Raw genomic sequence first — 12,916 nt, forward strand, 5'->3', positions numbered from 1 at the left:
AGGTAAAAGAAACCTTGAACGCGCTGACAACGGCGGGGCCGGTGCACTGGTGTTCACCCACGGAGAGTCCGTGGCGCTACACCGCAAGGGGCCACCCATGCTGACCTCGAAGAAGTCCCGTCACATCGCCGCCATGCTGCTGGCCGCGCCGCTGATCGCAGGGCTGACCGCCTGCAGCACTGCCGACACCGGGTCGGCTCCCGCCACAGGGGGAAACCAGACTCAGTCGTTCGAGTCGTTCGAGGAGTACCAGCTGGCGTTCTCGAAGTGCATGCGTGGCAAAGGCATCGACATGGCAGACCCGAACAACGGCGGCCAGTCGATCAGTCAAGCCGACGATGGGTTCATGGAAGCTGCGAAGGCCTGCCAGTCGGAGATCGGCCGGCCGCCGGCCCGCGAGGGCGACCCCGGCCTCGGGGGCGACTCGGCGGACAGGCTGCGCGAAGAACACCTGAAGATCGCCAAGTGCCTGCGCGAGCACGGCGTGGACGTTCCCGACCCCGCGCCCGGCGAGGATCTCGCGATCCCGAGCGATGTGCCCGTGGACGCGTTCGAGACCTGCGCGCCTAACGGCGTTGGCGGCGCCGCGACCGGAAGCAACTGACGATGAGCAGCGCCGCAACCGATACTCCGACCGAACACGCTCCGCCTCCCTCACGACGTCGGTGCGTCCTCGTCTCCCTCGGCCTGGTCACGATCGTCGCGTTGATCGCCGCAGGCGTCTTCTGGATGTACTCCGCCAACGCGACCGCGAACGAGGACAGTTCGAACGGTCGCGCCTCCACCCGCACCACCGACGAGATCGTCCTGGGCGACCTGCAGGGCGACACCACGGTCACCGGCACGCTGAAGTTCTCCGGCTCGCGTGCGATTCAGGCGAACGCCGACGGGACGGTGACCGCCCTTCCCGAGCCGGGCTCGGTGCTGAAACGCGGCGACCGCCTGTACGCCGTCGACGACGTGCCGTCCTTTCTCCTGAGCGGCGCGCTACCGGCCTGGCGTGACTTCGCCAGCGGCATGGAGGACGGGCCCGACGTGACACAGCTCGAACAGAACCTCCGCGACCTGGGCCACTTCAGCGACGAACCGGACAAGCATTTCAGATGGGCCACGGCCGAGGCGATCATGAACTGGCAGGAGGCGAACGGACTGCCCAGAACGGGCACGCTCCCGCTGGGCTCCGTGGTCTTCACCAGGGGTGACCTGCGAGTAGGCGAGATCAGCAGCGGCACAGGAACGCGCGTGGGGCCGGGCACGACGCTGTACGACGCCACGGCCACCAGCCAGGTGGTCGAGGCGAACGTCAAGCTTGGCGATCAGCAGCTCGCGGCGCCGGCCACCCCCGTGACCGTGCGGCTGCCCGGAGGGGGAAGCACGACGGGGAAGATCACCTCCGTGCGTACCCCCACCGAGATCGACGGGGCGAACGGGCAGAGACAGACGGTCATCCCGATCGTGGTCTCGCTGGATGACCCGGCCAAGGCCGCAGCGTTCCAGCAGGCGTCCGTGTCGGTGAGCATCCCCAGCGAGAGGCGAGAAGCTGTACTGTCGGTGCCGGTCGAGGCTCTCATCGCGATCACCCCGCAGCAGTTCGGTGTCGAGATCGTCGACTCCGACGGATCGACGACGAAGGCCCCGGTCACGACGGGAATGTTCGCGGGCGGCCGGGTCGAGATCAGCGGGGACAGTATCGAGGCCGGTCAGCGTGTCGTGGTGCCGCGGCGATGAACCCGCTCGTGTCGCTCACTGATGTCCATCGCTCCTACGGCAGCCCGCCCGTACAGGCGTGCGCCGGCGTCACCGTCGACATCCATCGCGGCGAACTCGTCGCCATCGTCGGTCCCAGCGGATCGGGCAAGTCAACGTTGCTGAACCTCATCGGCACGCTCGACACACCCACCTCGGGAATCGCCCGTATCGACGGGATCGACGTCAACGAACTCGATGACCGTTCCCTGTCGGCACTGCGTTCGCACCGTATCGGATTCGTCTTCCAGCAGTTCCATCTCGCGGAGGGCACCACCACGGTCGACAACGTCGCAGATGGACTTCTCTACGTCGGTGTCCCCAAAGCCGAACGCCGCCGACGCGCCGTCGTCGCACTGAAACGCGTGGGACTGGGGCACCGTCTGGATCATCGTCCGCACCAGCTCTCCGGCGGCGAAAGGCAGCGCGTCGCCATCGCCCGCGCCGTTGTTGGAGAGCCCCCGCTGCTGCTCGCCGACGAACCCACCGGAAACCTCGACACCGCGTCCGGCGCCGCGATCGTCGAACTCCTCCATGAACTGAACCAGCAAGGCACGACCGTCGTCGTCATCACCCACGACAGCGAACTCGCCGCGGAGTTCCCCCGCCGGATCGCCATTCGCGACGGACGGATTCTCCGCGACGAACAGAAGGAACTCACCTCATGACCACCACCGTGACACAGCGGCCACCTGCCCCGCCCGGCGACCCGGGTCCGCCACGCTCTGCCCTGCGCGGCCGTGACATCCTCTCGCTGGCCGCGACGGGCCTCCGGGCCCGGCCGACCCGAGCCATCCTGTCCGCGCTGGGGATCGCGATCGGCATCGCAGCGATGATCGCCGTGGTCGGCATCTCCTCCTCGAGCCAGGCCCGCTTGAACCACGAACTCAACCGCCTCGGTACCAACCTGCTCACCGCCACGGCCGGGACGAGCTTGACCGGAGAGCAGTCGAGGCTCCCCGTGGACACCGTCGACAAGCTCCGTCTCATCGACGACGTCCTGGACGCGAGCTCGACCGCTCTTCTTACCGAGTCCGTCTACCGAAGCGAACTATCCGACCCTGCGGCCACCGGCGGGATCTCCGCCATGGTGGCCGAGCAGAATCTCCTCACCGTCGTCTCGGGAGGAGTGCGGTCCGGCACCTGGCTCAATCCCGCCACCGGGAGCTTCCCGACCGTTGCCCTCGGCGATACCGCCGCCAAGCGGCTCGGCATCGTCACTCCCGGCACACAAGTCTGGCTCGGCGGCAGCTACTTCACCGTCGTCGGCATCCTCGAACCCGTCGCTCTCGCGCCCGAACTGGACACCGCCGCGCTTGTCGGAGAAGCCGTCGCGACCTCCCTGTTCGGCTTCGACGGCAGCCCGACGACGGTGTACGAACGCTCCGATGACGCGTCCGTCGACCGCATCCGCGACCTCCTCGCCCCGACCATCTCCCCTCAGGCACCCGAGGAAGTGAAGGTCTCCCGCCCTTCGGACGCGCTCGCGGCGCGCCACGCCGCGAACCAGGCCTTCACCGGTCTGCTGCTCGGCATCGGCTCCATCGCACTCCTGGTGGGCGGCATCGGCGTGGCCAACACTATGATCATCTCCGTCCTGGAACGCCGTCGGGAAATCGGACTGCGACGAGCCCTCGGCGCCACCCGCCGCCACATCCTCGTCCAGTTCCTCGGCGAAGCGCTGCTCCTGTCCGCCCTCGGCGGAATCTTCGGCAGCGCCGTCGGCACCAGCGCAACGATCATCATGGCGACTATCAACGGGTGGCCGTTCGCTCTCCCCCCGATCGCCATCGTTGTCGCCATCGGGGCCACTCTCGCGGTCGGCACCATCGCTGGCCTGTACCCCGCGCTGCGAGCAGCCCGCACACCACCGACCGCCGCGCTCAGGTAGATCCGTGCCCGCGGGGAACGGCTAGGCCCGGCAACACTCGTCGCACCACGACACCGACTGAGGATCGCCACCAGGCGAGACTGCGAGACGTCGGCGTAGACCGAACTCGGCACCGGTGTGAACACCTGCCGCTCCGCTTTCGCGGCCCACAGTCACGGCCGCGCGGGCACGGGAAGCGCGGCCGACAGCGCGTAGCTGATCGCTCCATGCAGCACGGCCTGGTCGCCGAGGGTGGCTCGGCGTACCTGGGTGGGCGCCGGGGTGCCGGCGGAGACGAGGCTCTGCATCTGTGCGAGCCGCGCGTCGTCAAGCTCGGCGGCGGCACCGCTGAGCAGCACCAGCCCCGGATCGACCACACAGGCACAGGAGAGGATGAGCCGGGCCCAGGCGTCGAGGACCTCGTCGAGATAGTCGCGGGCCGGTTCGGACGCGGCGGCCAGCTTGATCAGTTCCCGTACCGGCGAGTCGGGTCGGTGTCCCGGATGCAGGGCGACCACCCGTTCCGCGATGGCGTTCGCCGACCACCGGGCCTCGAACTCGCCGACACCGCGGTGACTGCGTCTCGGTGCGCCGTCCAGGGGCAGGAAGCCGACCTCGCCCGCCGCGCCGCTGGCGCCCCGGCGGACCCTGCCGTCGAGGACGAGCCCCGCGCCGATGCCGTCGGCCACGTGGATCAGCAGCAGGTCGGTGACGTCCGCCCCGGCGCCGGCAAGGCACTCGCCGGCAGCCATGAGGTTGACGTCGTTGTCGACGACGACGGGTACGCCGAGCCGCCGCTGCACCGACTCGCCGATCGGCCATGCCTCGACCAGTCCCACCGATGGCGCGAGGCGTACCGCACCGTTCGTGGAGACTCCGGGCACGGCGATCGCGACCCCGCGCAGCGCCGGCAGGTTGCTGCCGACCAGTTCGAGGACGAACGCGCAGATGGTGTCGACCACGTCACCACCGAGCCGCGCGGTGCGGTGCGCGATGAGGACGCCTTCGCTGTCGGCGATCTCGCAACTGATCCGCGGAGGTTCGAGCGAGACCGCGGCGACGAGTTCGGCGCGTGGGTTGAACTCCAGCATCTCCCGGGGCCGCCCGGTGGTGGAAGCACCCGGCCCCCGTTCGATGAGGTAACCCTCGGCGATGAGTTCCCGCACGAGGGCGGTCACCGTGGCCGCGGAGAGACCGGTCGTCTCGGCCAGGTCCACTCGGGACAGCAGCCGCGCCTGCCGGGCGGCCACGATCACCGAGAGGCGTTTGATCTCCCGGGAGCGTTCGCGGCTGACCGGGCTGGTCGGCGCTACCTTGGACACGCCTTACTTCTTACTGAGAAGAAAAGGCGGCGTCAAGTAACGGGGTTGTCTCGACGCACGCCAGCCCGACCGGCGCATCGGGGATCACCCTCGACATCAAAAGGGTTAAATACCGGCAAAGCTTGCTTATCAACTCGTGTGGCTGGGCCGCCGCAGGCGTCGCCCCACTGCGATCGTTTCTTCAGAGAAGGAAGAAAGTCGCTGGAAACTCTTGACTATGCATCTGACGCATCCCTAGCGTTACCGCCCGAAGGCCTTCCGATTGATCAACCTCTACGGTGGATCAGCCGCTATCCCCATCGTGCGTACCGTCCGGTCCGCGACGGCACGCGCACCACCACCGTCTAGCAACCACGACGCACGGAGGCCGTTTCCGGTCTCCAGCGGACAGCGGTCCGCGATCGAGGCCCGGCGCGAGTCAAGCGTCTGTCGACCTTCGGCCCGCCGGTAGCCCGCCCCAGACGCAGTACTCGTCCCCACAGGGAGAGGTATGCCCATGAGATGGCGCACCACAGCGACGATCGCCATGTGCGGTCTGCTGTCGCTGGGCCTGGCCAGTCCGGTTCAGGCCCATTCCGAGGGCTCATCGCCCGAGTCCACAGTGAAGAGCCCGTCCAAGAAGTCCGACAAGCCGGTCGACCTGGACATCATGTTCATCGGCGCGCACCCCGACGACGAGGCCAGCCAGCTCGGCATGCTCGGGTACTGGAACGAGTACCGGGGGATGAAGGCCGGCGTCATCACCACCACCCGCGGCGAGGGCGGCGGGAACGCCGTCGGCCTCGAGGAAGGCCCTGCACTCGGCATCCTGCGGGAGGCTGAGGAGCGGCGGGCGGTGGCCTGGTCCGGTATCGACCACATCTACAACCTGGACGCGCTCGACTTCTGGTACACCGCCAGCGCTCCCCTGACCGAGGAGGTCTGGGGCTACGAGGAGACGCTGTCCCGGATCGTGCGCGTCCTGCGCACCACCAAACCCGAGGTCATCCTCACGATGAACCCCTCGGCCACCCAGGGCAACCACGGCAACCACCAGAAGGCCGCCATGCTGGCCGTGGAGGCCTTCTACGCCGCCGCCGACCCGAAGGCATTCCCGGAACAGATCACCAAGGAAGGGCTCAAGCCCTGGCGGGTCTCCCGGATCTTCCAGACCGGCGGCAGCGGCTCCGGCAGCAGCGGCCCCGCCTGCGAGACCACCTTCACGCCGACCGAGGCCAGCGACGTCATCTTCGGCACCTGGCAGGGCTACGAGTCGGCGCGTCACGACGGCAAGCGGTGGAACACGGTCCAGACCTTCGCCCGCCGGGAGTACGTGTCGCAGGGCTGGGGCAACAGCTCCTTTCCGACGACCGACCCGGCCAGCATCGGCTGCAACCGGCTGAACCTGATCGACAGCCGCACCCCTTATCCAGACCCCAACGTGGGTGCTGGCATCGGGGCGCTGCAGGGCGCCACCCTGCGTGCGCCCGGTGGGCTGCCACTCGGCACCGAGGTCCACGTACGGCCGCAGAACTGGGAGGTCCTCGCCGGACAGCCCATCCGCGTGGACACGGTCCTGTACGCCGAGCGGGCCGTCCCGGGCGCCAAGGTCGCCCTGAAGGTTCCGGCCGGCTGGAAGGTGAGCGGCAACGGCGACGTCGGCACGCTCACCCCGCGCAAGCAGGTCGTGAAGAGCTTCACGGTCACCCCGCCCGCGCGGCTCGAGGTGGGTACGCGGTTCCGCATCGAGGCCACGATGACCAGCCGGATGGACGGCAGCGGCACCAGCAGCGCACGGGTGCAGGCGACCGCTCCGGTCCGGGGCACCCTTGAGCCGCTGCCGGAGATCGCCGACTTCCGGGCGTGGACCCTGCGCAACAAGACCCAGCAGCTCGACGCGCTCATCGAGTCCCTGCTGAACATCCCCAGTGGTGCCACCCGCAGCGTCCGGGTCGACCTGACCAACCACAGCGACCAGGTCCAGTCCGGGACCGTCAAGCTACAGGTGCCGGCCGGCTTCTCGGTGGCGGAGCAGCAACTGCCGTACACCGGGCTGCGGCCGGGCGCCCGCGGTTCGGTGACCTTCACGGTCACCAACACCGACACGTCGCTGCCGACCGCCAACCGGGCGCCGGACAACGGCGCGTACCGGGTGCGGATCGAGACCAGCTACAACGGTGGCAGCGCCACCGAGCCGGGGGCGTTCAACCTGGTGCCGGTCACCACGATCCCGCGGGCCTCCACCGCGCCGTCCGTAAACGGCACGGCCGCACCGGGCGAGTACACCGGTGAGGTCATCGACATCTCCACCCGCTGGGAGGGCACCGACGCACCGCCGCAGGACATCTCCGGCACCGCGCAGCTCACCTACACCGACGACGCCCTGTACGCCATCTTCACCATCACCGACGACGTACTCGGCACCGTGCTGCCTCCCGAGGACTGCAAGCGTCCGCGCCGCAACGACAACATCGAGTTCGGCATCGACCCGCGAGGCAACTCGGCGAACACCTCCACGGTGTTCAACGTGGCACTCTTCCCGGCGACCGACGACCCGGCCAACGGCAACCCGCCGTGCTTCGCCCGGGAGCGGGACAACCACCAGGGTGGCCCGGAGACCGCACCGGGTCTTGAGATCGCCTCTGTCGTCACCAACAACCCGTACACCGGCTACCGGATCGAGGTCAAGGTGCCGTTCGACGTGCTGCCGGACACCGTCGACCCGGCGCGGATGGGCCTGAACATCCTGGTCAACGACTCGGACACGCAGGACCTGACCGCGCAAACCCGGGTCGGCTGGTCGACCTGGAGCGGCGTGCGGGCCGACCCATGGCGCTGGGGCGTCGCGACCCTGCCGGGTCTGCCGGTGCTGCCGTCGGCGCCGAAGGCTCCGGTCATGCCCGACACCGCGGCGCTGAGCGTCGAATCACCGCAGACGATCCTGCAGTCCGTCTCGGACGGAGTGGCGCCGGGTGGTTACGCGGCACTACCGGGCAACACGGTCAAGATCAAGAAGGTCGTCCGAACCTCCTCGAAGGTCTCGGTGGACCTCCAGGTGAAGCAGCGCGGCACCGCCCGGGCCTTCATCTGGGACGGGGAGCGGGTCCTGGCACAGACCACGGCCACCCTGGGCAAGAGCCACACCCTGGTCCTGCCGCTGACCGGGCGCCTGCCGGCCGGCACGTCGCTGCTCGTCTCGTACGAGCACGGCGGCGCCACCACCGGCCTCGCTCACCGGCTGAGCTGACCGAACAGGTCAGCGCGTCGATCTGACGCGCGACCCCGATGGGCCGGGCCGCAGGGCCCGGCCCATCGGCGTCCCAGCCCGGTCGCGCTTCGAACTGGAGATCGTCGAACTCGTCACGACGGCAACAGGCATGGCTATCCAGGCCGATGTCACGGCGACGGCGGACGGCCGGTGGTGGCGCATCGTCCATCGGGTCCTGCGGGGCCGGGCGAGTATCGGTCCGACCGACGCGCTGGTCGGGCGGCTGGGGCTTCGCCCTGCGAGAACGTCAGAAGCGGCCCCAGTCGTCGGCGGCCGGGCGCCACACGTCGATGTTGCGCGGGTCTACGGCCATCCGCCTCGGCCGGTGGTTCTCCTGCTCCTCGGGGGTCAGGACCCGATGTCCGTCGCACAGTTCGAATCGTGGACCGTGCCGCTGATCGAACAGGTAGAACGCGATCGACGTCGACGCCGAGTGGTTGACAAGGTCCGAGGCGATGGGCACGTTGCGGTACTGGGCCCGGGCGCGGGCCCGCATCACGTGGTCGAAGTTCTTCATCATGAAGCACAGGTGGGCGACGTAGTACTCTTTGTTGCGCTGTAGGGCGAGGCTGTGGTGGTACCGGTCCTCGGAACGAAGGAAGACCGTCACGTCGCCGACGTGGTCGGATACCTGGAAGCCGAGCACCGTGGTGTAGAACTCCAGACACTCGTCGTACCGGTCGGTGGCGAGGAAGGGATGAACCAGGTCGCGTGGGCGCAGTTCCAGCAGCGGCGGCTCGGCGTACTCCAGGAACTCGGTGAAGAGTTCGACGACGAGCCCGTTAGGGTCGCGTACGGCAAAACCCCGACTGCACAACCCCTTCATCCGCTCGTCCAAGGGGAGGATCTCGTGGCCTGCCGCGCTGACCCGCGCGCTCAGGTCGTCGAGGATGGCGTCGGACTCGACGCTGAAGCCGACCGCGACGGTCTCTGCCGTGCTGCGGGTGGGATCGTGGATCAGCTCGATGCTGTGGTGTTCGATGTCGGCCCGCAGGTAGGCGTGATCCTCGGTGTGCTGCTCGAGTTGGAGCCCGACGTGGTACTGCAGGAACTCGATGGTCGCCGCCATGTCCGGGACGACGATTCGGGCGTACTCCATGCCGTACGGCGCTCGGCTGCGTACACTGCCGGTCTGCTGGTCCATGGCGGGCCTCGTCTCTGTCGGTGTGCGTGACGGATCAGCGGTGCAGGCTGGCGATGGCCTGTCGCAGGATGACCGGCCGCCAGCGGGTGCGCACGAACTCTTCATGCGACGGACTGCCCAGGTAGTCCAGTAGATCCTGCTCGGTGTCGAAGTCGACGGCGAACCCGTGCGACATGGAGTCGTCGCGGCTGCTGACGTTGGGACCACTGACCCAGTTGCGCATCGCCGGGTAGCGGGTGGGGAAGGTCTCCAGTTCGGCCAGGACCGCGGTCACCGTCTCCGGCGGCACGTCGGGGCGGAAGCGGAACAGTACGGTATGGCGGATCATCACGACCTCAGAGGATGAAGCTCAGCCGGGCACCGGGGGCCATCGACTCCATCACCGGCACGGCACGCCGGATCCGGAACCGCAGACTGTCCTCGTCGACGACGAGGACGTGTTCGTAGCGGCCGGCGTAGGTGTACGTGCCACCGTCGCGGAAGCGGGTGACGAGGAAGTTGGCCGTCACCCACACGGTTTCGTCGCCGTGCTCGAGAATGACGACGTTCGAGACGATCCGGTGCGTCCGTGAGTGCGGGTTCTCGGCGTGTGCCATCCGGCTCTTGAGGCGTTTGACCCGGGCCCGCAGCAGCGCATGGTCGTCACAGACGAAGAAGCCGGACGAGGCGATCGCACCGCTTGCGTTGTCGGTGGTCGGGACCTCGTACTGGGCACCCTCCTCGAACAGTTGCAGCCACTCGTCCAATCGCCACTCGTCCAGCAGCAGCGCCTCGCCGTAGAGGAAGTCCTCGACCTCCGCCCGGCCTACCGTCCGGCCCTTCACCGTGGGCACTCCTTCCCTGCCTTGCGCTCTCACCAGGACCCTGTCTCCGGTGGGGACGGCTCGTCGACCAGTCCGGCCCAGTGCCGCCAGAAGCTGCGCATCGCGCCTTCGTCGATCGAGCGGCCCTGGTTTCCCAGCCGCTCGTTGTCCATTCCGCGAGACATGTCGCTCCAGTCGTGGCGGGGGTCGGCCGCGCCGGCGGTGGCCTCGATGCCGCGCTGCACCGCCTCGTACGCCTCGATGTCGTCGGGGGTGGCAAGGCCGCCCGGACCCACGAAACTGACCATCGTCCGGACTCTCAGTTCCCGAGTGACCTGCGGTTCGCCGACCTCGACGAGCTGCCACGCCCGTACGTCGGTCCGGCCGGCCTCGACGGGTTCGAGCTGGCGGATGGTGAGCGCCTCAAGATCGAACAGCAGCAGGTTCGGGAAGACGAACAGGATGCGGCTGGCGTCGGCGACCTCGGCCGCGCGCTCGGCGCCGAGCCGGTCGACCATCTCGCGCCGCTTGGCTGTCGTACGCTCCTTCTCCTGGGGGCCGAAGCGCGGCTCCCAGACCATTCCGATCCTACCGTTGTGGCCGGTGAGGACGAGCAGACCGTGGCCATCGCCGAGGTCGTAGGCGTACTGGTCGTCGTCGGTGACGGCGAAGCCCGTCTCGCGTAGGTACCCGACGAATGTGTTGTGCGTCGGCGCGAAGTGGTAGCCGTCCATGGCGTTCTCGACCGCCAGCTTCCAGTTTCCCTTCACTCCGTAGAGCTGCACGCCGGGCAGGGTCTCCAGTCCGTCGGCACCGATCTGGGCGGTGAGCGACATGTAGTGTGCGGCGCGGCCGAGGTGCGTCATCAGGTCCGGCACGTCCGGGTCGAAGGCGACGAAGACGAAGCCCTCGTGGCTCTGGACCCGGGGCACCGATCGTAGGCGCATCCGCTCCTTGAACGCCTCGACGTCGGCGTACGCGTCGTCGCCGGGTAGGGCGGCGAGTTCGCCGGAGTTGCTGAACGCCCAGGCGTGGTAGAAGCACTGGAAGAACTTGCTGTTGCCCTCCGGGTGCCGGCACAGGATGGTGCCGCGGTGGGTGCAGGCGTTGAGGAACACCTGGATCTGCCCGGCGGAGTCCCGGCAGAAGATGAGTGGGCGTCCGCCGAGCGATCGCGTCTTGAAGTCACCGGGGCGGGGCAGTTCCGACTCGTGCCCCAGGTAGAGCCAGGTGTGTGCCCAGATCCGCTCCCGCTCGCGCTGGAAGACCTCTGCGGAGCGGTACGCCGAGCGGTGCACCCGGAAGGTCAGCGCGGCCGGGTCCTCGTCGACCAGATGGCCGAGGGCGCCGGCGGCGGGCATCTGCGCGGGAAGAGTCATAGATCTCGCCGGGCCCTTCTGTTCCACAGATCTTGGTTCTCTATTCGAGATAGCGTCTCGCCATGTGATGCTGCTACGGTGCGCTCGCGGGTGTCAAGAGCTACCCCACCATCCATCGCCCCAGTTACGCGTGGTTAACAGCCGCGTGACACCGTCCCGCCTGCCCGTCCGGCAACGAGGCCGGCTGGGCTTGTTTCCAGTGACTGCGGACCACTCACGTGGCCAACCCCCGAATCGCAACCGGAGGCACAATGCTGCAGCCCAAGCAGGGGCGCATCGATGGCGCGCACTACCTGCAGACCACCCCGGAGACCTGTCTGTGGGGCTACCTACCGAACCGGACGCACTCCCCGGTGCTTGAGGTCGCCTCCGGCGATACGGTGACCATCGATACGCTCAGTCACGAAGGCATCCTGGAGGACCAGGGTCGTGACCCGCTCGCCTTCCTCGCCGGGTACGGGGTCGACGGGAGCCAGGTCCTCGACGACTCCCGGGACCTCGCCGCGTCCGGCGTGGCTCACGACTACGACAGGGACGGCCCGCACGTGGTGACCGGCCCGATCCGGGTCGCCGGCGCGGAGCCGGGCGACGTACTCCGGGTCGAGGTGCTCAGCTTGCTGACCCGGGCGCCGTACGGGTTCGTCAGCAGCCGGCACGGCTACGGCGCGCTACCCGGCGAGTTCCCGCAGACCCCGCCGGACAGCGGCGTCCGCCCCGACGGCTCCCGCGACTACCACAGCGTCTTCACCTTCACTCGGGTGACCGAGCGGGCCGGCCGGCTCCACGGCGCCATACCGTTCGACAACGGCGAGCGGGCCGCCTACTTTCCGCTGGCCCCGTTCCTCGGTCTGATGGGTGTCGCGGTCGACACCGACGAGCCGGTGCACTCCGTGCCACCGGGTGGTTTCGGCGGCAACCTCGACATCAACGAACTCCAGGTGGGGTCCGCGCTGTACCTGCCGGTGCAGTTGCCCGGGGCCGGCTTCTACGCCGGTGACCCGCACTACGCCCAGGGGGACGGGGAAGTCGCCCTGACCGCTCTGGAGGCACCCCTGCGCGCCACCCTGCGGCTGACCGTGGTGCCCCGGGCTCAGACCGGCGGCGTACTCGGCACGCTCGGCGGGCCGTTCGCCGAGACGGCCACCCACTGGCTGCCGATCGGGCTGCACGAGGACCTGAACGAGGCGGCCCGCCGGGCGGTACGCGCGGCGGTGGAGTTCCTGGCGCAGACCCAGGGCATGGACCGGGCCGCCGCCATGGCCTATCTCAGCGCCGCGGCCGACTTCGAGATCAGCCAGGTAGTCGATGCGGTCAAGGGAGTGCATTGCATGATCCGCAAGGCGGACTTCGCGGCCCAGGTGTGACGACGGCGGGCGGACCCGAGGGTCCGCCCGCCGCCTCGGCC

Annotated in this window: 11 protein-coding genes; 6 read left to right on the plus strand and 5 right to left on the minus strand. The window is 68.7% G+C overall.

The window, feature by feature from the left end:
* Positions 1 to 97 precede the first annotated feature (97 nt).
* From ACQVFL_RS19685 to ACQVFL_RS19700, 4 genes are all read left to right on the plus strand, one after another.
* Positions 98 to 604 carry a hypothetical protein gene (locus tag ACQVFL_RS19685; protein WP_396697065.1) on the plus strand — a complete coding sequence of 169 codons (507 nt, stop codon included), beginning with the start codon at positions 98 to 100 and terminating at the stop codon, positions 602 to 604.
* A 101-nt stretch (positions 605 to 705) separates the two neighbouring features.
* Positions 706 to 1,728 (plus strand): peptidoglycan-binding protein, encoded by a 1,023-nt coding sequence (locus ACQVFL_RS19690; RefSeq protein WP_431727263.1) that lies wholly within the window; start codon positions 706 to 708, stop codon positions 1,726 to 1,728.
* Positions 1,725 to 2,414: an ABC transporter ATP-binding protein gene (locus tag ACQVFL_RS19695; RefSeq protein ID WP_431727264.1), complete on the plus strand. Its 690-nt coding sequence runs from the start codon at positions 1,725 to 1,727 to the stop codon at positions 2,412 to 2,414. The genes ACQVFL_RS19690 and ACQVFL_RS19695 overlap by 4 nt, the downstream gene beginning before the upstream one ends.
* Positions 2,411 to 3,637 carry an ABC transporter permease gene (locus tag ACQVFL_RS19700; protein WP_396697059.1) on the plus strand — a complete coding sequence of 409 codons (1,227 nt, stop codon included), beginning with the start codon at positions 2,411 to 2,413 and terminating at the stop codon, positions 3,635 to 3,637. The genes ACQVFL_RS19695 and ACQVFL_RS19700 overlap by 4 nt, the downstream gene beginning before the upstream one ends.
* A 152-nt stretch (positions 3,638 to 3,789) precedes the next feature.
* On the opposite strand, the gene ACQVFL_RS19705 is transcribed toward ACQVFL_RS19700, so the two are convergent.
* The gene (locus ACQVFL_RS19705) at positions 3,790 to 4,938 is read right to left on the minus strand and encodes an ROK family transcriptional regulator (protein WP_396697057.1); all 1,149 of its coding nucleotides are present in this window, start codon (positions 4,936 to 4,938) and stop codon (positions 3,790 to 3,792) included.
* A 496-nt stretch (positions 4,939 to 5,434) separates the two neighbouring features.
* Between ACQVFL_RS19705 and ACQVFL_RS19710 the strand changes: the two genes are divergently transcribed.
* Positions 5,435 to 8,164 (plus strand): PIG-L family deacetylase, encoded by a 2,730-nt coding sequence (locus tag ACQVFL_RS19710; RefSeq protein ID WP_431727265.1) that lies wholly within the window; start codon positions 5,435 to 5,437, stop codon positions 8,162 to 8,164.
* Between the two features lie 268 nt (positions 8,165 to 8,432).
* On the opposite strand, the gene ACQVFL_RS19715 is transcribed toward ACQVFL_RS19710, so the two are convergent.
* From ACQVFL_RS19715 to ACQVFL_RS19730, 4 genes are read right to left on the minus strand one after another with little or no spacing between them, the layout of a single operon-like run.
* Positions 8,433 to 9,329, minus strand: a complete 897-nt coding sequence (locus tag ACQVFL_RS19715; protein WP_431727266.1) for a VOC family protein — start codon at positions 9,327 to 9,329, stop codon at positions 8,433 to 8,435.
* A gap of 34 nt (positions 9,330 to 9,363) precedes the next feature.
* The gene (locus ACQVFL_RS19720; RefSeq protein WP_396697228.1) at positions 9,364 to 9,657 is read right to left on the minus strand and encodes a Dabb family protein; all 294 of its coding nucleotides are present in this window, start codon (positions 9,655 to 9,657) and stop codon (positions 9,364 to 9,366) included.
* A 7-nt stretch (positions 9,658 to 9,664) separates the two neighbouring features.
* Positions 9,665 to 10,153: an aromatic-ring-hydroxylating dioxygenase subunit beta gene (locus ACQVFL_RS19725; RefSeq protein WP_396697051.1), complete on the minus strand. Its 489-nt coding sequence runs from the start codon at positions 10,151 to 10,153 to the stop codon at positions 9,665 to 9,667.
* Positions 10,154 to 10,182: 29 nt separating this feature from the next.
* Positions 10,183 to 11,511 carry an aromatic ring-hydroxylating oxygenase subunit alpha gene (locus tag ACQVFL_RS19730; protein WP_431727267.1) on the minus strand — a complete coding sequence of 443 codons (1,329 nt, stop codon included), beginning with the start codon at positions 11,509 to 11,511 and terminating at the stop codon, positions 10,183 to 10,185.
* A 251-nt stretch (positions 11,512 to 11,762) separates the two neighbouring features.
* Between ACQVFL_RS19730 and ACQVFL_RS19735 the strand changes: the two genes are divergently transcribed.
* A complete protein-coding gene (locus tag ACQVFL_RS19735) occupies positions 11,763 to 12,875 on the plus strand; it encodes an acetamidase/formamidase family protein (RefSeq protein ID WP_396697047.1) in 1,113 nt (370 codons plus the stop codon).
* The last annotated feature ends 41 nt before the right edge of the window (positions 12,876 to 12,916 follow it).

Source organism: Verrucosispora sp. TAA-831 (genome assembly GCF_050780145.1).
Classification (GTDB): domain Bacteria; phylum Actinomycetota; class Actinomycetes; order Mycobacteriales; family Micromonosporaceae; genus Micromonospora.

Excerpts from the sequence above, each read along its gene's own strand:
- ACQVFL_RS19715 (WP_431727266.1), bottom strand. The coding sequence starts at position 9,329 with ATGGACCAGCAGACCGGCAGTGTACGCAGCCGAGCGCCGTACGGCATG.
- ACQVFL_RS19730 (WP_431727267.1), bottom strand. The coding sequence starts at position 11,511 with ATGACTCTTCCCGCGCAGATGCCCGCCGCCGGCGCCCTCGGCCATCTG.
- ACQVFL_RS19695 (WP_431727264.1), top strand. The coding sequence starts at position 1,725 with ATGAACCCGCTCGTGTCGCTCACTGATGTCCATCGCTCCTACGGCAGC.
- ACQVFL_RS19685 (WP_396697065.1), top strand. The coding sequence starts at position 98 with ATGCTGACCTCGAAGAAGTCCCGTCACATCGCCGCCATGCTGCTGGCC.
- ACQVFL_RS19735 (WP_396697047.1), top strand. The coding sequence starts at position 11,763 with ATGCTGCAGCCCAAGCAGGGGCGCATCGATGGCGCGCACTACCTGCAG.
- ACQVFL_RS19700 (WP_396697059.1), top strand. The coding sequence starts at position 2,411 with ATGACCACCACCGTGACACAGCGGCCACCTGCCCCGCCCGGCGACCCG.
- ACQVFL_RS19710 (WP_431727265.1), top strand. The coding sequence starts at position 5,435 with ATGAGATGGCGCACCACAGCGACGATCGCCATGTGCGGTCTGCTGTCG.
- ACQVFL_RS19720 (WP_396697228.1), bottom strand. The coding sequence starts at position 9,657 with ATGATCCGCCATACCGTACTGTTCCGCTTCCGCCCCGACGTGCCGCCG.